The organism is Luteimonas saliphila, from assembly GCF_016774335.1.
GTDB lineage: Bacteria > Pseudomonadota > Gammaproteobacteria > Xanthomonadales > Xanthomonadaceae > Luteimonas > Luteimonas saliphila.
Window position 1 is genome coordinate 263,581 of record NZ_JAETWA010000014.1, and the last position, 21,025, is coordinate 284,605.

The following is a 21,025-nucleotide window of genomic DNA, read 5'->3' on the forward strand; positions in this document are numbered from 1 at the left end:
ACCGTTCGCCCGCTGCGGGTCCTCACAGACCGCCCGGTCGAACGGACGCTAGTCGTCGCCCAACGCGGTTCGCGCCAGCTCACGCACCAGACGATCCGGATCCTCGCGCAAAGGCAGCGCGTGTGCGCGCTGCGCGCCATCGCCCGCCAGGTCTCCCCCGGCGTGCAGGGCGTGCAGGGCCTGGAAACGTACCTGGGGAGCCGGATCCGCCAGCCGGGCGAGCAGCGCTGCCCGGATTGCATCGTCGCGCAACGGGGCAGCGGAGCGGGTCGCTTCCAGGCGCACGCTTTCCTCTTCGTCCGACATGGCCTCGGCCAGTGCCACGGATATTTCGGGGGGCAGCGTGGCGCGGCCTTCCGCGGCCAAGGTCAGTTGGCCGAGCAGCGCGACCGCCGCGGCCCGGATGCCGGGGCGTTCGTGTCTCGATAGCTCGGCCAGTGGTCCGGCGAGGGCGAGATCGTCCGGCCTGACCTCGCCCTGCAGCCGTGCCAGCGAGGCGGACGCGCGCAGTTCGGCGAGCTCGGGGTCGGGGGGCAGCGCGGCGAGCGTCTCGTAGGCGGCACGTAGCGGGGTGGCTTGGGTGTGCATGGGCTCTGCGGCCTGCGGGGGTTCCGGGTCGGGCGTGGATTGCGGTGGTGCCCCGCACGCGGTCAGCGCCAGGACGAGTATGCCGATCGCCAGCGTGCGCCGGGGCTTATCGAAGTGGACGACGACGCAGCGCGGTGGGGGCTTGGCAGGCGACATGCCCTGATTGTGCCGCATGCCGGCCGGACAGGCGCGGTCTGCTGTGGTCACGCCGGCTCGAAAGTCCGGATCGCGACCGCGAGGCGCCCGCCCTCTGCCTGCAGCGCGTCCGCCAGCGCGCGGAGACGGACGCAGGCTGCCACCATCGACTGCGTCGCCAGCGCGTAGGCGGGGTCGCGGGCCGGCCCGCCGGACCAACCGCCTTCCGTGAACGCGTCAAGCGGCACCACTTCCACTGCGGGCCCGGTGCTTTCCCAGCGGCTGCGCCTCCATTCCAGCACGACGCAGTCCTCGCGCTCGTGCACGGGCGCCGAGCCTGGACCGAAGTACAGGCGGGTGCGATGCCAGCGCAGCATCGATTGCGCCGCTTCCAGCATGGCCTGGACCGCGGGTGCGACGCGGCGGACCGGTTCGGGAAGGGAGTCGGCGAGATCGTGGTCGATCTCCACTCCGAGCAATTCACCTGCGTGGTAGAAGCGCGCCGACGGTTCGTCGGGCAGGCGCAGCCACAGGTTGATCCGCTGGCGATCGGTCGCCGCCGATCCGAACGCACTCCACAATGCGGCATCCGGCGCTTGCGGCGAGCGGCGCCGGGCCTCACGGCTTGCGTCGAGCCGCAGGACCGAGAGCGGCGACAGCGTGTCGGTCCCCGCCTCGCGGGCCGACGCGGGGGCGGACTCAGCGCTGGCCATTGGCGAGGATCGTGGTGTTGGTCCAGTCGATCGCGTTGCCGACATCGCTGCTGGTCCAGCCTTCCGGCGGGTGCTGCAACCATTGCAACTGGATCTCGGCCTGCACCCGGTTGGCGACCTCTTCGAAATCGCGCGGCGGGTTCGCGCCCTGGTAGACGCTGTTCAAGGCGGAAATGCCTGCAGCGGCCGCCACGCCCCATGGGCCGAAGCCCGCGGCGATCGTGCCGGTCACGCCGGCGAGACCGTTGATGATCGAGTTCCGGGTGGCGTCGGAAGCGTTGATCGCGTCGAAGTGCTTGAGCATGCCGGAGATCAGCACGCCATTGAACGCACCTGCGTTCTCCGGCGTGAACGGCATCGAGCACCCGACTTCCGCGATCAGCTGCTCGACCGCGTCGACCACCGCCTGTGGATCGTCGCCTGCGTTCTTGTCCAGATAGATTTGCACCAGGTCGCCGAGCGCATCGAGTTCGCCGGTCTCGTAGCCGGCCTTGCTGCCGTCCCAGTAATCCGCGCTGGCGCTCATCTCGCGCATGATCAGCGTCATGTTCTCGGCGGTGAGGACCCGCGAGCCATTGCCGGTCAGGTAATCGAGCACGTGTTCGGGCGCAGCCGCGAACGCTTTCGCGAATGCCACCGAATCGCCGCTGGCCCAAGCCATCGCGGCGATCGCCGTCGCGCCATTGAGTTCTGTGTTCCTGCCGTTCACGGACACACTGAAGTCCCGCCCGGCCATCCAGGTATCCATGAACCCGTTGAGGTTGCTCGGAGACAGGTCCTTGAGCATCTCGGGGGTGATGCGGTTGAGGTGCAGGACGTTGCCTTCCATGGCCGCGCCGAGGGACGTGTTGGCCCAGCTGTCGCCCTTGTCGCCCATGTCGATGGTGGCATCGTCGCCCACGAACTGGAGACTGGCGATCTCGCCGTCCTCGACGGTGTGGGTGTCCGACCCGGGCCGGCACTCGGCCACGTCCTGCGGGTGCTGTGTGTAGCCGGTGCGGAGCTGGGTATCGAGGTCTGTGCTCACGGGACGTCCTCGTTCATCGCCTTGTCGTGTACGCGACCGCCGCCTGACGGTGCCTTCTCGAGCGGCAGTGTCCCGCACCGTTCCGGCCCGCGACAGTCCGGGGCTACCCTAGGTCCCGGACGGACCCCCGCGACGGCCGTGGCCGCTGGCCTCCGCGCGAGATGTCGGCGGCCGCACCTGCCCCGGCGGGGTGCCACTGCCTATACTGATAGCGACCAACGCACCGGGGGGAACATGGGACTTGCAGCGCGCTTCGGGATGCGGGCGGGGGGGCGTGTGGCCCGCTGTCTCGCGCTGTTGGGCCTCCTGGCTGTTGCAGCGGCAGGCTGCCAGCGCAACGACTCCGGCCAGTTGCCAGCGGTCAGCGGCGAAGCGATCCGGGGCGAGCGCGATGCGGTCGAGGGGTTCGGTCTGGTCCGCGCCTGGCCGGACCAGTCCAGTCAATCGCTGGCGATCGCGCTGGAGTTCTCCCGGCCGCTGGTCGGCACCCAGGACTTCGACAAGCTGGTCACCTTCGCCGAGCCCGTCGCCGAACCGAGCGGCTGGACCCTGTCCGAGGACGGCAGGATCCTGCGCTATCCGCACGTCGAGGCGGACGCCCATTACACCCTGCGCATTTCCGGTGAGCTGACCGCGGCCGACGGCAGCAAGCTCGGCCAGGACCGCGAGGAGAAGGTGTACACCGGCGAACTCGATCCGGTCGTGGGCTTCGCCTCGCAGGGCAGCGTGCTGCCGGCGAAGGAGTCGCGCGGCCTGCCGGTGGTGTCGGTCAACGTCGCGGAAGTCGACGTCGAGTTCCTGCGGCTGAAGGAGTCGTCGCTGCCGAAGTTCTTCGCCGAGTACCAGCGCGGTGGGCGCCGCGGCAGCTGGGAGCTCGACAGTCGCTGGGGCGACAAGGCGCCGATGTCGCAGCTGGCCGAGCCGGTCTACGTCAATCGTTTCGTGCTCGGCGGCGAGCGCAACGAACGGGTGCTGACCTACCTGCCGCTGCAGGACATCGCCGAGCTGCAGCAGCCGGGCCTGTATTTCGCGGTGATGAAGAAGGCCGGTTCGTTCCAGGACCAGTTCGAGACCGCCTTCTTCACCGTCAGCGACATCGGCCTGCACGCGCGCGCCTACAAGGACAAGCTGTTCGTCCATACCGCCTCGCTACGCGACGGCAACGCGCTCGGCAGCGCCGAATTGCGGATCCTCGATGCGCGCGGCGAGACGATCTACAAGGCCAGTACCGACGCCAACGGCAATGCCCTGGTCGACTACACGCTGGACGCCGCGCACGTACTGGTCGCCAGCCGCGGCAACGACGTCTCGATGCTGCCGTTCAACCAGCCGGCGCTGGACCTGTCCGAGTTCGCGGTATCGGGTCGCGAGAACGCCTGGTTCGACGTGTTCGCCTGGTCCGGCCGCGACCTGTACCGGCCGGGCGAGACCGTGCGCGTGTCGGCGCTGCTGCGCGACAACGACGGCAAACCGGTGGTGGCGAAGGACGGCAAGGCGCAGACGTTGTTCGCGCGCCTCAAACGGCCCGACGGCAAGACCTTCTTCGAGACCCGGTTGCAACCGGGCGCGCTCGGATACTTCGGCTTCGAGAAGGTAGTGCCGGTGGATGCGCCGACCGGTCGCTGGCAGGTCGAGTTCCGCACCGACCCCTCCAGCAAGGAGGCGGTGCAGGGCATGACTCTGCGCATCGAGGAGTTCCTCCCGGAGAGGATGAAGCTCGACCTCGAGTCCGCCGAGGCCGTGCTCAGACCCGGACAGCCGCTGAAGCTGCAGGCCATCGGCGCCTATCTCTACGGCGCGCCGGCATCGGGCAACCGCTTCACCGCGAAGCTCGCGGTCGCGGTGGAACAGCATCCGCTCGAGGGAATGCCCGGCTGGTTCTTCGGCGATCCCACGGTGGCGTTGCCGCGGGAAGCGAAGGACGTCGTCGACGCGACGCTCGATGCGCAGGGACGCCTCGCGCAGGACATCGCGCTGCCCGAAGAGGTGAAGGCGACCACGCCGGTCGCCGCGGTGGTGTCGGGCAGCCTGTACGAGACCGGTGGCCGCAGCGTCAACCGCACGCTCAAGCGTGTGTTGTGGCCCGCGGAGGCGCTGGTCGGCGTGCGCCCGCAGTTCGACGACAAGGACGGCGCGGATGCCAATGCCAACCCCGGCTTCGAGCTGTTGCGCGTGGGCAGCGACGGCAAGCCGCGCCCGGGCAAGGGCCTGCAGGTCACCCTGGTGCGCGAGCACCGGGACTACCACTGGCGTCATGACGAGGACAGCGGCTGGGACTACGAGTACAGCAGCCGCTTCGAGAACGTCGAGACGCGTACCGTCGACGTCGGCGAGACCGCGACGCGCCTGAATTTTCCGGTGGAGTGGGGCGAGTACCGCGTCGACGTGCTCGATCCGGCCACTAAGCTGGTCACCCGCTATCCGTTCCGCGCCGGCTGGAGCTGGGGCGACGAGAACCGTGGCCTCGATGCGCGCCCGGACAAGGTCAAGCTCTCGTTCGACAAGACCGCCTACCGCGCCGGCGACAGGCTGCGGGTCACGCTCACGCCGCCGCACCCGGGCCACGGCCTGCTGATGGTCGAGAGCGACCGCATGCTTTACGTGCAGGCGATCGAGGCTAAGGCAGGCGGCAACAGCTTCGAAATCCCGGTGACGGCCGACTGGGAGCGCCACGACGTCTACGTCACCGCACTGGTGTTCCGCGGCGGCAGCGCGGCCAGCAAGGTTACGCCGGCACGTGCGGTAGGCGTGGCGCACGTGCCGATGGACCGCCGCGATCGACGCATCGCCGTCGGCCTGAAGGCGCCGGAACGCATGCGGCCCGAAGGCCCGCTGCAGGTGGTGTTGAGTGCGCCGCAGCTCGCGGGCAAGGAAGCGTACGCCACGGTGGCGGCGGTCGATGTCGGCATCCTCAACATCACCCGTTATCCGGTGCCCGACGCGCGCAGGCACTTCTTCGCGCAACGCCGGCTCGGCGTCGACGCCTGGGACATCTATGGCCGCGTGATCGAGAGCCACGAGGGCGGCACCGCACGGCTGCGTTTCGGCGGCGACGTGGCGCTGGCGGCGCTGCCGCAGGCCAGGCGACCGACCGCACGGGTGCAGACGGTCGACCTGTTCGCAGGTCCGGTCAAGCTCGATGCGCAGGGCAACGCGAAGCTCACGCTGCAGGTGCCCGACTTCAACGGCACGCTGCGGGTGTCGGCCCTGGTGTACTCCGCCGACAGCTACGGCAGCCGCGACGTCGAGACGATCTCGCGGGCGCCGATCGTGGCCGAGGCGAGCATGCCGCGGGTGATGGCACCGGGCGACCGTGCGACGGTCACGCTCGATCTCACCAACTTCACTGGCAAGGCCGGCGAGTTCGACGTCCGCGTGGACGGCATCGGCCCGGTATCGATTTCCGAGGGTGCGCGCAAGGCGAGCCTGGCGGTCGACGGCATATCGACGCTCAGCTTCCCGCTGGCCGCGAACACCGGATACACGGTCGCGAAAGTGCGCGTGCGGGTGGACGGCAACGGCTTCAAGGTCGACCGCAGCTACGACCTGCCGGTGCGCCCGGCGTGGCCGTCGGTGCTGCGTTCGAGCACGCGCGTGCTGCAGTCGCCGGCGCCGGTGACGCTCGACGGCTCGCTGGCGAGCGGGCTGATGCCCGACTCGGTGGTGGCGCAGTTCACCGTCAGCGCATTGCCCCCGATCCCGTTCGCCAGCGCGATCCGCGGCGCGCTCGGCTATCCCTATGGTTGCGCCGAGCAGACCACCAGCAAGGGGTATGCGGCGTTGCTGCTGGACGAGCCGACCGCGAAGATGCTGGGCATCGCCGACGTCGACACCGGCAAGCGCCGGCAGTACGTCGAAGGGGCGTTCGGCCGGCTGGCGTCGATGCAGATCGCCTCGGGGCATTTCTCGATGTGGGGCGACGATGGCTACGTCAACCCCGTGCTGACGCCGTACATCGTCGAGTTCCTGCTCGACGCGCGCGACGCCGGCTTCAACGTGCCCGAGGCGGTGCTGCAGAAGGCGCTGGAACGGCTCAACGAGGACCTGCTGGCCGGTGGCAACCAGTTCTACGGTCGCGACCACCGTTCGCACCTGCGCTTCGCCTACCAGGCCTACGCCGGCTACGTGCTCGCCCGCGTCAACCGCGCGCCGCTGGGCACGCTGCGCGCGCTGTACGACAACGATCGCAGGAACACGCTCACCGCATTGCCGCTGGTGCACCTGGGCCTGGCCCTGTCGCTGCAGGGCGACAAGGTCCGCGGCGAGAAGGCGGTCGAGGACGCGTTCGCGTTCAAGGGCGACCGGCCGGGCTACCTGTGGGACTACGGCAGCCCGCTGCGCGACCAGTCGCTGATGGTGGCGCTGACCCACGAGCGCGGCCAGGTGCGCGCGGCGTACGATGCCAGGGCGATCGAGGTCGGCCGCGAGCTGGACGTGCGTCGCAACCGCGGCTGGCTGTACCTGAGCACGCAGGAGCAGATCGCGCTGGCGCGGCTGGGCAAGGCGCTGGCGTCGGCCCAGGGCAAGCAGGTGTCCGGCACGCTGGTGGAGGGCGGCGTGAGCCAACCGGTGCCGGCGGCGCGCGTGGTCGGGCGTACCTACGACGGCGGGACGCTGGCCAAGGGCGTGCGTTTCGATCCGCAGGGCCCGCCCTCGGGTGACGCGGGACCGCTGTTCGTCAGCATCGACGTGGCCGGCGTGCCGACCTCGGCGCCGGCGGTCGACGCCAGCCGGATCAAGGTCGAGCGCGCGCTGTACACCACCGAGGGCAAGCCGTGGACCCCGGCACCGCTGAAGGAGGGCGAGGCGCTGATCGTCGCGCTGTCGATCACCAGCGACGTGGCGATGCCCGATGCCCTGCTCACCGACCTGCTGCCGGCCGGGCTGGAGCTCGAGAACTTCAACCTCGGCGACGCCAAGCAGTGGGCGGACGTGGTGGTCGAGGGCATCGAGATCAACGACCGCTCCGATGCCGCCGACGTCGAGCACGAGGAGTTCCGCGACGACCGCTACGTCGCCGCGCTCGACCTCGATCCGGGCCGCACGGCACGGGTGTTCTACCTGGTGCGCGCGGTAACCCCGGGCACGTACACCGTGCCGCCGCCGATGGTGGAGGACATGTACCGGCCACAGATCCGCGGCGTGGGACGGGCGGTGCCGGGGACGATCACGGTGGTGCAGCCATGATCCGGGGATAGCGCAGGCGTACGGTTCCGGACGCCGCGTCCGGAATCGTACCTGTGCTGCGTGGAAGTCCTGCGCAAGACGTCTATTGGTTCAGTGGTTTACGCGAAGCGCCCGGTTGGCATGGGGATTGCTGACGATTGGGCATGGATATCGCGAAAGCCCGTGGCGGCCCGGCATGGCGCCGCCCGAGGAATCTCTGGATCGTCGCCGCCGCGTTGGCCCTGTCGGCGCTTGCGTGGCTGCTGTCGGGACTGGACCGCGCGGCGCCTTCGGCGGCGGCCAGGGATCTGTGGATCGACGCGGCGCGGCACGGCGAGATGCTGCGCGAGATCCGCGCCGTCGGCACGCTGGTGCCGCGCAACACGCGCTGGATCACGGCCCGCGCCACTGCGACCGTACAGGACGTGATGGTGGAGCCGGGCGCGAGGGTCGAAGCCGATACGCCGATCCTGCGCCTGGCGAACCCGGAACTGGAAGCGAACCTGCGCAGGGCGGAAGCGGCACTGGCCGGCGCGGAGGCGGACGTGCTGGCGACGCGTACTTCGTTGCGTTCGCAGTTGCTCGACCAGCGCTCGCAGCTCGCCCAGGTGGAAGCGGAATGGCGCATCGCCGAGGTCAGGGCGCAGGCCAACGAGCGTGCCCATGCCGCGGGCGTGATCTCGGCGATCGAGTTGCGGCAGAGCCAGATCACCGACGTGCAGAACCGGGAGCGCTCGGATATCGAACGGCAGCGGGTGGACACGTTCCGCGAGAACATGGCGGCGCAGCTGCAGGCGGCGCAGGCTCGGCGCGACGAAGCGGCCAGCCTGCTGGCGATCGCACGCCAGCAGGTCGAGGCGCTGGACGTGAAGGCCGGCATCGGCGGCATCTTGCAGCAGGTCGAGGCGGAGGCGGGGCAGCAGGTCGAGATGGGCGCGATGCTCGCGCGTGTGGCCCGTCCCGACGACCTGATCGGCCGCCTGCAGGTGTCCGAAGTACTGGCCAAGGACCTTGCGCTCGACCTACCGGCGACCGTGGACACCCGAAACGGCGTTGCCGAGGCTCGCGTGTCGCGCATCGACCCGGCGGTGGTGGACGGCAGCGTCGTGGTCGACGTGTCGTTCGTCGGCGGACTCCCCGCGGGCGCGCGACCCGACCTGTCGGTCGAAGGCCGCATCCGCCTCGGCCGGCTGGAGGACGTGGTCAGTCTCGCGCGTCCGCCGTTGGCGGTGCCAGGCAGCGCCTCGTCGCTGTTCGTGCTCGATGCCGATGGCAGGACCGCGCGTCGCGTGCGCGTCCGCTACGGCGCCGCGTCCAGCGACCGCATCGAAGTCGTCGAGGGCCTGGGCCCGGGCGACCGCGCCATCCTGTCCGACACCAGCCAGTGGGACGACTACGACGTCCTGCGCCTGCGCTGATCACCCAGAGGAAGACCGCATGACCGCAACTCCCGCCCGTGCCGATGCGCCGCTGATCCGCCTGGACGGCGTGCGCAAGGTGTTCCATACCGACGAGATCGAAACCCATGCGCTGTCCGACATCGCGCTCGACATCGCGCAGGGCGAATTCATCGCCGTCACCGGACCGTCTGGCTGCGGCAAATCGACGCTGCTGTCGATCCTCGGCCTGCTCGACCAGGCCAGCGGCGGCCGCTACCTGCTCAAGGGCGACGATGTGGCGGGACTGGACGGGCGCCGCCGCTCGCGGGTGCGCAATGGCGAGATCGGCTTCATCTTCCAGGCGTTCAACCTCATCGCCGACCTCAACGTCGAGGAGAACGTGGCGTTGCCGCTGACCTACCGCGACGACGTTCCCGCCGACCAGCGCAGGCGTCGCGTGCGCGAGGTGCTGGAACTGGTGGGCATGAGCCATCGCGGCAGACACTACCCCGGCCAGTTGTCCGGTGGCCAGCAGCAGCGCGTGGCGGTGGCGCGGTCGCTGGTCGGCGATCCGTCGATCCTGCTTGCGGACGAGCCGACCGGCAACCTCGACACCCGCAACGGCGAAACCGTGATGCAACTGCTGGAACAATTGCACGAGAGCGGCACGACGCTGTGCATGGTGACCCACGATCCTGCGTTCGCGCGACGCGCGCAGCGGATCGTGCACATGCTCGACGGCCGCATCGTCGACGAGGACACGTTCGAGCGCGTGCGCCACGAACGCGACATCCCCGTGCCGGGGCAGGAGGCGCCGCGATGACCCGTGCGGACGTGCTGTTCGCGGAGCTGGGGCAGGCGTGGCGTGCGCTGCTGCGGCGTCCCGGCTACTTCGCGCTGGCGTCGCTGACGTTGGCGCTGGGCGTGGCCGCGGCGACCTCGGTGTTCGCGCTGCTCGACAGGGCGCTGCTGCGTCCCTTGCCCTATCCGGAGCCGGAGCGCCTGGCGATGTTGGGTGCGGAATTCGTCGAAGGCTACGCCAGCGCGGCGCCGGGATACCGCAGTGCGCTGCGGCGCCTGGACGGCGTGGAGTCCATGGGCCTGGTCGCCGGTTTCACCCGCAACAGCAACGTCGCCGTCGGCGACAGCGCGGAGGTGGTCCCGTCGCTGCTCGCCGACGGCGGCTTCCTGCCGACCCTGGGCCTGCCGATGGCATTGGGGCGCAACTTCAGCGATGACGAGATCCAGCCGAACGGTCCGATGGCGGTGATCCTCGACCACGGCTTCTGGCGCCGGCAGTTCGGGGGCGATCCGTCGGCGATCGGTTCGAGCCTGCAGGTCGAGGGCCGCGCCGTGGCCATCGTCGGCGTACTGCCGGCGGACCTGCAATGGGCGGACCGGTTCGACATCCTGCTGCCGTTGCAGGCGGCCTCGACAAGCACCAACATGGCGACCAACGAACTCCTGGTCGCCAGGTTGTCGCCTGGCACGCGGATCGAGGAGATGGACGCCGCGATCGAGCCGCTGTTGCGCGCCGCCTATGCCGACCAGCCCGGGACGAGCGCCGAGGACCTGCGCTGGCTGGAGAACGTAGGCATGGGCGCGAAGCCGCTTTCCAACTTCTTCACCTTGCGCGCGCAGACGCTTTGGATGTTCTTCGCCGCCGCCGCCTGCGTGCTGCTGATCGCGGCGATCAATCTCGGCAACCTGATGCTGGTGCGCGCGCTGTCGCGTTCGCACGCAGGCGCGGTGCGCGCGGCACTGGGCGCACCGCGCTTGCGGCTGGCGTTCCCGTCGATGGCGGAGGCGCTGCTGGTGGGCCTGTGCGGCGCAGCTGCGGGGCTGGCGTTGGCCTGGGCCGGGCTGCGCCTGTTCGGTGGCCTGGTGCCCGCCGAGTGGATGCGCGGCGGCGAGCCGGGACTGACGGTCGCCAGCCTCGCATTCGCGTTGCTGTGCGCGGTCGCGTTCGCGTTGCTCGGTGCCTTGCTGGGCGCATGGCGAGGACGCGCGCGTTCGCTGACGAGCGAACTGTCGGGGGGCGGGCGCGTGGGCTGGAGCCGGGGCGCAGGGCGCCTCGGCCGGGCGCTCGTGGTCGCGCAGGTTGCGGTCGCCTCGCTGCTGCTGATCGGGGCGGGACTTTTCGCGCTCAGCCTGCATCACCTGCTGTCGGTGCCCATGGGGTTCGAAAGCCGGCACATCGTGGCGTTCGCGCTGTCGCCGGTGCGCGAATCGCAGCCGGACCTGGCATCGACGCTCGAACAGACCCGCCGCATCCTGGAAGGCTTCGAACGCCTGCCGGGCGTGGAGGCCGCCACGGTCGCCAACGTGGCGCCGACGCGCGGACAGTTCAACATGGGCTTCGAATTCCCCGACGGCCGCACGGTCTCGACGCAGTATCGGCTGGTCGGGCCGGGCTACGCGGACGCCATCGGCTTGCCTTTGCTGTCTGGCCGCACGCTGGAACTCGCCGACGCGGCGGGGCGCGAGCCGGTGGCGGTGGTCAACGCACAGTTCGCGCGCGCCTATCTCAACGGCGATGCGCTGGGCAAGACGGTGCGGCTGTCGTTCGACGGGGCGCCGCCCATGCGCATCGTCGGTGTGGTCGGCGACACCCGGCAGTTCGGCCCGGCGCATCCGGCGCCGGCGATCCTCTACGCGCCGTTCGCGCAGGCGCCGGAACAGATATGGGAACTGGTGCGCGGCTACATCCCGCTGCACTACATGGTGCGGCTGAAACCCGGTGCCGGCGTGGGCGAGCGGGAGATCCGCGCGGTCGTCGCGCAGGCGTCGCCGACCCAGCCGATCTCGGGGGTGCAGACGATGGAGGCCGTGGTCGCGGAGTCCACAGGCGAGCAGAAGCTCAACCTGTTGCTGGTCGGCCTGTTCGCCGCGCTCGCGCTTCTGCTCGCCACCGTCGGGCTCTATGCGGTGATGGCGGTCGCGGTGGAGGCCCGGCGCCATGAGTTCGGTGTGCGCGCCGCGCTGGGCGCACCGCCAGGACGACTGTTGCGACAGGTACTGCGGGAAGGGATGGCGCAGGTTGCGTTGGGACTCGCGATCGGACTTGCGGCAGCGCTGTCGATGTCGCGCCTGGTGCAAAGCCTCCTGTTCGAGGTCGGCGCCGCCGATCCGGTCGCCATCGGCACCGTGCTCGTGGTGCTCACGACCGCCGGCCTGCTCGCCAGCCTCGGGCCGGCGCTGCGCGCTGCGCGCGTGCCTCCGATGCAGGCGCTGCGCGCGGACTGACCGATTCCCGCCGGCAGCCGCTAGACTTGCGCCATGCGTGTTCCGGACGAGACGGGCAAGGGAAACGCGTCGCGCATCCTCGTCGTCGACGACCAGCCCGACGTGCGCGAAGCCTTGCGCATGCTGTTGCGCACCGAGGGATACGAAGCCGTGGGCGCCGGTTCCCCCGACGAGGCGCTCGGCCTGCTGCGCGGCGAAGGGGGCGAATTCGCCGCTGCACTGGTCGACATGAACTACCGCATCGACACCACCTCGGGCGAGGAGGGACTGGCGCTGGTGGCCGGCATCGCCGCCGAACGCCCCGGCTTGCCGGTGGTCGCGATGACCGCGTGGGGAAGCGTGGAGCTGGCGGTGGAGGCGATGCGCCGCGGTGCCGCGGACTTCATCGAGAAGCCCTGGCAGAACGCGCGCCTGCTGAACGTGCTGGAGAGCCGCATCGCACTGGAGCGCAGCCGGCGCGGCGAACGGCGGCTGAGCGAGGCGCAGTCGCTGGCGTTGCGCGATGCGGATGACGCTTTCGTCGCGGTGTCCCCGTCGATGCAGCGCCTGGTCGGCGAACTGCGGCGGATCGCCGGCAGCCACGCGGGCGTGCTGCTGCTCGGCGAGAACGGCACCGGCAAGAGCCTGCTCGCGCGACGGGTGCACCAGTGGTCGCCGCGTCGCGCGCGGCCGTTCGTGAAGGTAGACGTTGGTGGGTTGGCGCCGACGCTGTTCGAATCCGAATTGTTCGGCCACGTGCGCGGCGCGTTCACCGACGCCCGCCAGGAGCGTGCGGGCCGCTTCGAGCTGGCCGATGGCGGTACGCTGTTTCTCGACGAGATCGGCAACCTGCCGCTCGAACAGCAGCCCAAGCTGCTGCGGGCGATCGAGGAAGGGGAATTCGAACGCCTGGGCTCGGCGCGCACGCAGCGTGTGGACGTGCGCATCGTCGCCGCGACCAACACCGATCTCGCCGGGGCGGTGGCGGCGGGCCGCTTCCGCCAGGACCTGTTGTACCGGCTGAACACCTTCCAGATCGTGGTGCCGCCGTTGCGCGAACGCAGCGAGGACATCCTGCCCCTTGCGAGGCATTACCTCGCGGTCGCGTGCGTTCGCTACCGCCGTCCGCAGCCCACCCTGGACGGAGACGCCGAACGCGCGTTGTCGGCGTATCCGTGGCCGGGCAATGTCCGCGAACTCGCGCACGCGATGGAGCGCGCTGCGCTGCTGGTCGATTCGCCGCGATTGCGCGCGGCGGACCTCGGACTGCAGGCGGCCCAGGGCGAAGGATCGCAGGCGATCGAAGCGATGACGCTCGAACAGGCCGAGGCCTGGCTGCTGCGCCGCGCACTGCGCGCGGCGAGGGGCAACCTGCAGGCGGCGGCGGACCGGCTGGGCATCACCCGGCAGAGCCTGTACCGACGGCTCGAGAAGCACGGCATCGGCCAAGATGGCGAGGATTGAACCGGAACACCGGAGACGACTGCTGGCGGCGCTGCCGGCGGTCGTGGTGCTGGCGCTGGTGCTGCTCAGCGGCGTTCCCGATCCCGTGCCGGCGTGGCTGCTGGTGCTGATCGTCGTCGGCCTGACCCTTGTCGCGTCCTGGGTGCCGAGTCGCGGCCGCGGCCAGCGGCTGCGCGCGATCGGCAACCTGCTCCATGCGCTGCACGAAGGCGACTATGGCGTGCGTGGCGCGCCACCGCCGCGCGGCGACGCGCACGCGGGCATCGTCGAACGCATCAACGCGCTCGCGCAACGCCTGCAGGATGAGCAGCGCGGCATGCAGGAAAGCCTGCAGCTGCTCGCCAAGACGCTGGCCGCTCTGGACGGCGCGGTATTCGCCTTCGAGCAGGACGGTCGGCTGCGGGTCGTCAACCCGGCCGGCGAAAGACTGCTGGCGCGGGACGTGCAGGCGTTGCTCGGAAGGAGCGCCGAGGAACTCGGGCTCGCGGCATTGTTCGGGACGCCGAATGGCGGCATTCGCGCACACGCGTTTCCCGGCCAGCAGGGACGCTGGCAGATCGGCCACGCGGCGCTGCGCAGCCGCAGCCAGGCGGGCAGGCTGCTGGTGGTGCAGCCGATGGAGCGCGCGCTGCGGGAAGAGGAAGCGCTGGCCTTCCGCAAGCTGCTGCGCGTGCTGAGCCACGAGATCAACAATTCGATGGCGCCGATCGCGTCGATGTCGGATACGCTCCGGCGCATGCTGCCGGCCGACGGCGAGGAATGGAGCGACGAGCTGGCGAACGAGTTGCGCGGTGGCCTCGGCGTGATCGAACAGCGAAGTGATGCGCTGCAACGTTTCCTCGGCGGCTATGCGCGGTTGGCCCGTTTGCCTCCGCCGCAGGTCCGGCCGCTGGATCTCGCTCTGCTCTGCGGTCGCGTGCATGGGTTGCTCGCGGACGCACGTTTTCGGCTCGAACCCGGCGAACCGGCGCATGTACTGGCCGATGGCGACCAGATCGAACAGGTGCTGATCAACCTGGTGCGCAACGCGCTGGAGGCCGACCCCCACGGCGTGGTGGCGTTGCGCTGGCGCAGCGAAGGCGGGCAGGCATGGATCGAAATTCTCGATGGCGGCCATGGCCTGCCGTCGAGCGACAGCCTGTTTGTACCGTTCTTCACCACCAAGCCGGGCGGTTCCGGGATCGGGCTGGTGCTGTCGCGGCAGATCGTCGAGGCGCAGGGCGGGCGCCTGTCGCTGAGGCCGCGCGACGACATGCGGGGCACGGTCGCGGACGTCGTGCTGCCGCTGTGCGACGCGACGAAGGCGTGAGCCCGCCACATGGACGATGCCACGAAAGCCGGGCAGGGACAGCGCAAGCGACGGCGGCATCGGGTGCTGCCGTGGTTCCGCTGGGGCGCGGTGGCTGCGCTGCTGGCGCTGCTGGCCTTCGACCTCGCATTCCCTCCGCAACTGCCGCAGGCGCGCGACACCAGCACGCTCGTGGTCGCCGCCGACGGCACGCCGCTGCGCGCGTTCGCCGACGCCGACGGCGTGTGGCGCCATCCGGCGGCGCCGGACAGCGTGTCGCCGCTGTACCTCGAGGCGCTGCTGGGCTACGAGGACCGCTGGTTCCGCCGCCACCCGGGCGTGAATCCCCTCGCGGTGCTGCGCGCGGCGTGGCAGTGGGCGAGTGGCGACGGCATCGTCTCGGGAGGCTCCACGCTGACCATGCAGGTCGCGCGGATCCTCGACCGCGGTCCGGGCGCGTCCACCCGTTCGTTGCGCGGCAAGTTCCTGCAGATGCTGCGCGCGCTGCAGCTGGAAGCGCACCTGTCGAAGGAGGAGATCCTCTCGCTGTACCTGGAGCGCGCCCCGTTCGGCGGCACCATCGAAGGCGTCGAAGCGGCGAGCTGGGCGTACCTGGGCAAGCCGGCCGCCCGCCTGTCGCATGCGGAGGCGGCGTTGCTGGCGGTGCTGCCGCAGGCACCGAGCCGGCTGCGGCCGGATCGGCATCCGGCTGCCGCGCGCGCCGCCCGCGACAAGGTGCTCGAGCGCATGGCGACGCTGGGCGTGTGGACGCCGGCGCAGGTGGACGACGCGAAGGTCGAGGCGGTGGTGTCGCGGCGCCTGCGCCCGCCGATGTCGGCGCCGTTGCTCGCGCAGCGCCTGCGCGCCGCGCGGCCGCGCGACGCGCGCATCGTCTCCACCCTCGATGCCGACCTGCAGCGCACGCTGGAAGAGCGCGTGGCCGCCTATTTCTCCGCCCTTCCCGAGCGCACCTCGGCCGCGCTGCTGGTGGTCGACAACGCGACGATGGAGGCGCGCGCCTATGTCGGCTCGCTCGACCTGCACGATCGCGCGCGCCTGGGCCACGTCGACATGGTGCGGGCCTGGCGTTCGCCCGGGTCCACGCTCAAGCCGTTCCTGTACGGCATGGCGCTGGACGACGGCCTGGTCCATTCCGAAAGTCTGCTGGTGGACGCGCCGCAGTCGTTCGGAGGCTACCGGCCCGGCAACTTCGACACCGCGTTCAACGGACCGGTCGGGGTCGCGACCGCGCTGCGGCTCTCGCTCAACGTGCCGGCGGTGGACCTGCTCGACCGGGTCGGCCCCGGGCGGTTCGCCGCACGCCTGGACAACGCCGGCATCTCGCTGAAGTTCCCGCGCGGCGCGACCCCGAACCTGACGCTGATCCTCGGGGGAACCGGCGCGCGGCTGGAGGACCTGGTCGGTGCGCACGCCGCGCTGCATCGCGACGGCATCGCCGGCCGCGTGCGTTACTCGCCGGAGGATCCGCGGATCGACCGGCGGCTGCTGTCGCCCGGCGCGGCGTGGATCGTGCGCGAGATCCTCGCATCCAACCTGCGCCCGGGAGAACGCGAGGGCATGTTCGAAGCCGGCCGCCGGCCAAGGGTGTCGTGGAAGACGGGCACCAGCTACGGCTTCCGCGACGCCTGGGCGATCGGCGGCACCCGGCGACATACCGTCGGCGTGTGGGTCGGTCGCCCCGACGGCACGCCGCTGCCGGGCCAGTACGGCGCGATCACCGCGCTGCCGCTGCTGTTCGAAGTGGTCGACAGCCTGCCGCGTGCGCGCGGCGGCGACCCGGCCACGCCGCCGCCGGCGGAGGTGGCGCGGCAGACGGTGTGCTGGCCGCTCGGGACCGCGGCCGACGCGCAGCCGCCGGCGCTGTGCCAGCGCCGCTTCGACGCCTGGATGCTCGGCGGCGCGATTCCGCCGACTTTCGCCGAGCGCGATGCGCGCTCGTGGAGCGCCGGGCTGGAGCGCTTCGACGTGGATGCGACCACCGGCCTGCGCCTGTCCGCCGACTGCACCCGGCCGCATGTGCCGAAGGCGAGAGCGATCGCGCGCTGGCCCGCGCTGGCCTCGCCCTGGTTGCCGGCTTCGACGCGGCGCGCCTCGCGCCCGCCGCCGCTGTCGCCGGACTGCGCCGACGACGGGCGCGACGCGGTCGCGGAACTGCGCATCGAGGGCCTCGTCGACGGCGCGACGCTGGCCAGGCCTCCCGGCAGCGAACGCGGCGTCCGGCTGTCGCTGCGCGCGATCGGGTCCGATGCGCCGGTGCAATGGCTGCTCGACGGCCGCTGGATCGGCGAGACGCGTGGCGCGGCCGCATTCCAGCACACCTTCGAAACGGCCGGCGCGCAGCGGCTGACCGCGCTCGCCGAGAGCGGCGCATGGGCGTCGGTGCAGTTCCGGATGCTGCGCTGAGGCGGTTGTCGCCGTGGCCGTATGTGGCCCTGGCGCACCGACCTGGCGTTCAGGGGTATCGAGCGTCCGTCATGCCGGCCGTCACCACGGGTGGAGTCGGGTTCCGTCGACGCGGCGAACGCCCGGCAGCCGAGCACGCGACGGATCGCCGGCGACAGCCCTCAGGCGGGCAGGTGCGCCAGCATGTGCTCCGCGCCCGAGACGCGGAACTCGCCCGGCGCCTCGACGAACAGCTGCTTCACGATCCCGTCTTCGGCATACAGCGCAAAGCGCTTGCTGCGCACGCCCATGCCGTAGCCGCTGGCGTCCATCTCCAGGCCCAGCGCCCGGGTCAGGTCGGCATTGCCGTCGGAGAGCATGCGCAGCCCCTTCGGCACGTGCTGGCTCTCGCCCCAGGCCTGCATCACGAAGGGGTCGTTCACCGCGACGCAGGCCACGTGCACGCCGCGTTCGCTGAACGCGTCGAAGTGCTCGACGAAGCCGGGCAGGTGGCGCTCGGAACAGGTGGGGGTGAACGCGCCCGGCACCGCGAACAGCACCATCTTGCGGCCTTCGAACAGGGTGGGGGTGTCGACGGCCTGGACGCCGTCGTCGATGTACTTGAGCACCACTTCGGGGATGCGGTCGCCGATCTGGATGGTCATGGGGGGCACGCCTCTGGTGGATGAACGGTGACTATCGTCGCACGCCCGGGCGGGGGCTTGAAAAGACCGGCGACGCTCACACATCGCGGGCATGGCGGCCGCCGCGCCGCCGCACCAGACTTCAGGAGCCGCAGACATGAGCATCGTCCGTTACCGCCAGCGCCCTTCGGAACTCGCGCTGCATGATGAGATCAAGCAGGTGTTCGACCGCTTCCTCGGCGAGCAGGACACCGACGCCTCGGCCGTGGTCACCGCGCAGTGGGTGCCGCGGGTCGACATCAAGGAGGAAGCCGAGCGCTTCGTGATCTACGCCGACCTGCCGGGCATCGACCCGCAGGACATCGAGATCCAGATGGACAAGGGCATCCTTTCGATCAAGGGCGAGCGCAAGAGCGAGTCGAGCACCGAGACCGAACGCTATTCGCGCGTCGAACGCCGCTACGGCAGCTTCCATCGCCGCTTCGCGCTGCCCGACAGCGCCGATCCCGACGGCGTTTCCGCCAACGGCCGCAACGGCGTGCTCGAGATCGTGATCCCGAAGAGGCCGGAGACCACGCCGCGCCGGATCCAAGTCGGGAACCCGACCTCGCACTGACCGCCGCGCGCTTCCACCGGTAAACTGGCGACGGCCCGCATCGCGGGCCGTCGTCGTGGAGCGACCATGCAGTTCAAGGATTACTACAGCGTGCTCGGGGTCGAGCCGAATGCGGGCGACGCGGAGATCAAGTCCGCGTATCGCCGGCTGGCGCGCAAGTACCATCCCGACGTCAGCAAGGAAGCCGGCGCCGAGGACAAGTTCAAGGCCCTCAACGAGGCCTACGAAGCGTTGCGCGACCCGGCCAAGCGCAAGGCCTACGACCAGCTGCGCGCCGGCGGCTACCGTCCGGGCGACGAGGTACCGCCGGCCGGATTCGGCGGCGGCCAGGGCGGATTCGATTTCGAGGAAGTGTTCGCTGGCGGCGGCGCGGGCGGCGGCTTCAGCGATTTCTTCGAAAGCCTGTTCCGCCGCCAGGGGGCTGCCGGGCCCGGCCCGCAGGCGTCGGCGCGCGCGCAGGGCATGGGCGATACGCGCGCCAGGCTCGCGGTCTCGCTCGAGAACGTCCATCGCGGCGACAGCGTGCGCATCGGCATCGACGGCAGGTCCTTCGACGTGCGCGTGCCCAGGGGCATCCGTCCCGGGCAGGTGATCCGGCTCGCCCGGCAGGGCAGCCGGGGCGGCGACCTGCTGCTGGAGATCGAGTACGCCGCGCATCCGCAGTTCGAGGTCGACGGCCGCAACATCATCTACACCCTGCCGGTCGCCCCGTGGGAGGCGGCGCTGGGGGCCACGGTGAGCGTGCCGACGCTGGGCGGCAAGGTCGAGCTGAAGATTCCGCAGGGCTCGGAGGCCGGACGCAAGCTGCGCCTGCGCGGTCGTGGCCTGCCGGGACCCGGCGGAGCGGCCGCGGGCGACCAGCTGGTCGAGCTCGAGATCCAGGCGCCCGCGCCGCACGACGACGGGCAGCGCGAAGCCTACGAGCGCATCCGGGACGCGTTCGTGGACTGGCGCCGGGACTGATCGAGGCTCCGGGACGGGCAGCCGTCCCCGGAACCCGTCCGTATGTCATGTGCGCGACGGCAGTGGCCGCCGTGATGCGCGGCGGATCCTTCCCGATTGCGACCTGCGGGCGATCGATGGTCGACCGGCGGCGTGGCCGGGCTCAACCGGCGTCGGGCTCCGCCGTCGGCGCGCTGCCGTGGCCGATGGTCGAGACGATCGCCTCGGTCAGTTCGGCCTCGCTGAAAGGCTTGGTCAGATAGCCCTGGGCGCCCTGGCGGATGCCCCAGATGCGGTCGGTCTCCTGGTCCTTGGTGGTCACCAGGATCACGGGGATATGGCCGGTGGCGGCATCGCGCTTGATCGTGCGGGTGGCCTGGAAGCCGTTGAGGTTCGGCATCACCACGTCCATCAGGATCAGGTCCGGCATGGTTTCCTTCGCCACGCGCACGCCGGCCGCGCCGTCTTCCGCGGTCACCGCCTCGTGCCCCAGCTTCTCGACGATGCGGCGGATGCCCATCAACTGGGAAGGAGAGTCGTCGACGATGAGGATGCGCGCCATGCCTGTTCCCCTGGTGGATGGGCGGATTGTAGCGGTCGGGTGGGTGTTGCCAACGCCCGCGCTAGAGCCTGTTAACACTATTTGCTAGACTTATGCGCATGGAACTGACGCCTGCGCAATTCGCCATCATCGAAGACTGCCTCCCCCGCCAACGGGGCAACGTGGCGGTGAGCAACCTCCACGTGCTCAACGCGATCCTGTTTGTCGCCGAGAACGGCTGCAAATGGCGCGCCTTGCCCAAGCGTTTCGGCAACTGGCACACGATCTATACCCGGATGAATCGCTGGGCCAAGGCCGGTGTGCTGGACCGGGTGTTCGAGCGGATGCAGGCCGCGCAACTGGTGCGCATCCGGCTTGAGGCGATCAGCCTGGACAGCACGATCGTGAAAGTGCATCCCGATGGCACCGGCGCGCGAAAAAAAACGGTCCGCAGTCCATCGGCCGATCCCGCGGCGGTTGGACCACCAAAATTCATATGGCTGCCGCGGATTCCCGCTGCGCCTTAGCCTTCTCACTGTCTCCCGGCCAAGCCGGCGATGCACCAGCCGGCCGCGACCTGCTGCGCACGTTGCCAACACCCCCGGCTGGCTGCCATCTCGTCATGGATCGTGCTTACGAGGGCAATGAAACACGCCAACTGGCCTTGGACCTGGGTTTTGAGCCGGTCGTGCCGCCGCACCCACTGCGAACAAGCCCCTGGCGCTACAACACCGAGATCTATCGAAGAAGAAACGAGATCGAGCGACTCTTCCGGCGGCTCAAAGGCTTCCGCCGCATCTTCAGCCGCTTCGACAAGCTCGACATCATGTTCGCTGGCTTCATCCACTTCGCATTGATCGTCGAATCACTACGATAGTGTTAACAGGCCCTAGG

At 70.3% G+C, this 21,025-nt stretch carries 15 protein-coding genes; 10 read left to right on the top strand and 5 right to left on the bottom strand.

What is annotated here, in order from left to right; genetic code table 11:
* Positions 1-48: 48 nt before the first annotated feature.
* From JMO03_RS04175 to JMO03_RS04185, 3 genes are read right to left on the bottom strand one after another with little or no spacing between them, the layout of a single operon-like run.
* Positions 49-744, bottom strand: a complete 696-nt coding sequence (locus JMO03_RS04175) for a HEAT repeat domain-containing protein (RefSeq protein WP_202840539.1) — start codon at positions 742-744, stop codon at positions 49-51.
* A 47-nt stretch (positions 745-791) separates the two neighbouring features.
* Entirely contained in the window at positions 792-1,436 is a 645-nt protein-coding gene (locus JMO03_RS04180) for a hypothetical protein (RefSeq protein WP_202840541.1), read from the bottom strand.
* On the bottom strand, positions 1,423-2,463 hold the full coding sequence (locus tag JMO03_RS04185) for a hypothetical protein (protein WP_202840543.1): 1,041 nt from the start codon (positions 2,461-2,463) through the stop codon (positions 1,423-1,425). The genes JMO03_RS04180 and JMO03_RS04185 overlap by 14 nt, the downstream gene beginning before the upstream one ends.
* Positions 2,464-2,697: 234 nt before the next feature.
* On the opposite strand from JMO03_RS04185, the gene JMO03_RS04190 reads away from it, so the two are divergent.
* From JMO03_RS04190 to pbpC, 7 genes are all read left to right on the top strand, one after another.
* Complete coding sequence (locus JMO03_RS04190) at positions 2,698-7,650, top strand: alpha-2-macroglobulin family protein (protein ID WP_202840545.1); 4,953 nt, start codon at positions 2,698-2,700, stop codon at positions 7,648-7,650.
* Positions 7,651-7,793: 143 nt separating this feature from the next.
* Entirely contained in the window at positions 7,794-9,047 is a 1,254-nt protein-coding gene (locus JMO03_RS04195; protein WP_202840547.1) for an efflux RND transporter periplasmic adaptor subunit, read from the top strand.
* 19 nt (positions 9,048-9,066) lie between these two features.
* Positions 9,067-9,831, top strand: coding sequence for an ABC transporter ATP-binding protein (locus JMO03_RS04200; RefSeq protein ID WP_202840549.1), 765 nt, complete (start codon positions 9,067-9,069; stop codon positions 9,829-9,831).
* Positions 9,828-12,254, top strand: coding sequence for an ADOP family duplicated permease (locus tag JMO03_RS04205; RefSeq protein ID WP_202840552.1), 2,427 nt, complete (start codon positions 9,828-9,830; stop codon positions 12,252-12,254). Before JMO03_RS04200 ends, JMO03_RS04205 begins: the two co-directional genes overlap by 4 nt.
* 33 nt (positions 12,255-12,287) lie before the next feature.
* On the top strand, positions 12,288-13,697 hold the full coding sequence (locus tag JMO03_RS04210) for a sigma-54-dependent transcriptional regulator (RefSeq protein ID WP_202840553.1): 1,410 nt from the start codon (positions 12,288-12,290) through the stop codon (positions 13,695-13,697).
* 805 nt (positions 13,698-14,502) lie between these two features.
* Positions 14,503-15,006: a sensor histidine kinase gene (locus JMO03_RS21000; protein WP_337926356.1), complete on the top strand. Its 504-nt coding sequence runs from the start codon at positions 14,503-14,505 to the stop codon at positions 15,004-15,006.
* A 9-nt stretch (positions 15,007-15,015) separates the two neighbouring features.
* Positions 15,016-17,409, top strand: coding sequence for a penicillin-binding protein 1C (pbpC, locus tag JMO03_RS04220; protein WP_202840557.1), 2,394 nt, complete (start codon positions 15,016-15,018; stop codon positions 17,407-17,409).
* 161 nt (positions 17,410-17,570) lie between these two features.
* On the opposite strand, the gene JMO03_RS04225 is transcribed toward pbpC, so the two are convergent.
* Positions 17,571-18,053 (bottom strand): peroxiredoxin, encoded by a 483-nt coding sequence (locus JMO03_RS04225; protein WP_202840560.1) that lies wholly within the window; start codon positions 18,051-18,053, stop codon positions 17,571-17,573.
* A 136-nt stretch (positions 18,054-18,189) separates the two neighbouring features.
* Here JMO03_RS04225 and JMO03_RS04230 point away from each other — a divergent pair, with 136 nt between their 5' ends.
* Positions 18,190-18,648, top strand: a complete 459-nt coding sequence (locus tag JMO03_RS04230) for an Hsp20/alpha crystallin family protein (protein WP_202840562.1) — start codon at positions 18,190-18,192, stop codon at positions 18,646-18,648.
* Positions 18,649-18,714: 66 nt separating this feature from the next.
* Entirely contained in the window at positions 18,715-19,611 is an 897-nt protein-coding gene (locus JMO03_RS04235; RefSeq protein WP_202840569.1) for a DnaJ C-terminal domain-containing protein, read from the top strand.
* 142 nt (positions 19,612-19,753) lie between these two features.
* Here JMO03_RS04235 and pilH read toward each other — a convergent pair whose 3' ends face one another.
* Positions 19,754-20,152 carry a twitching motility response regulator PilH gene (pilH, locus tag JMO03_RS04240; RefSeq protein WP_202840576.1) on the bottom strand — a complete coding sequence of 133 codons (399 nt, stop codon included), beginning with the start codon at positions 20,150-20,152 and terminating at the stop codon, positions 19,754-19,756.
* Between the two features lie 98 nt (positions 20,153-20,250).
* Between pilH and JMO03_RS04245 the strand changes: the two genes are divergently transcribed.
* Positions 20,251-21,008 (top strand): IS5 family transposase gene (locus JMO03_RS04245; protein WP_202840579.1). Its coding sequence is split into 2 segments (ribosomal slippage): positions 20,251-20,566 and positions 20,566-21,008, totalling 759 coding nucleotides; the frame shifts between segments, so codons are not numbered across the junction.
* The last annotated feature ends 17 nt before the right edge of the window (positions 21,009-21,025 follow it).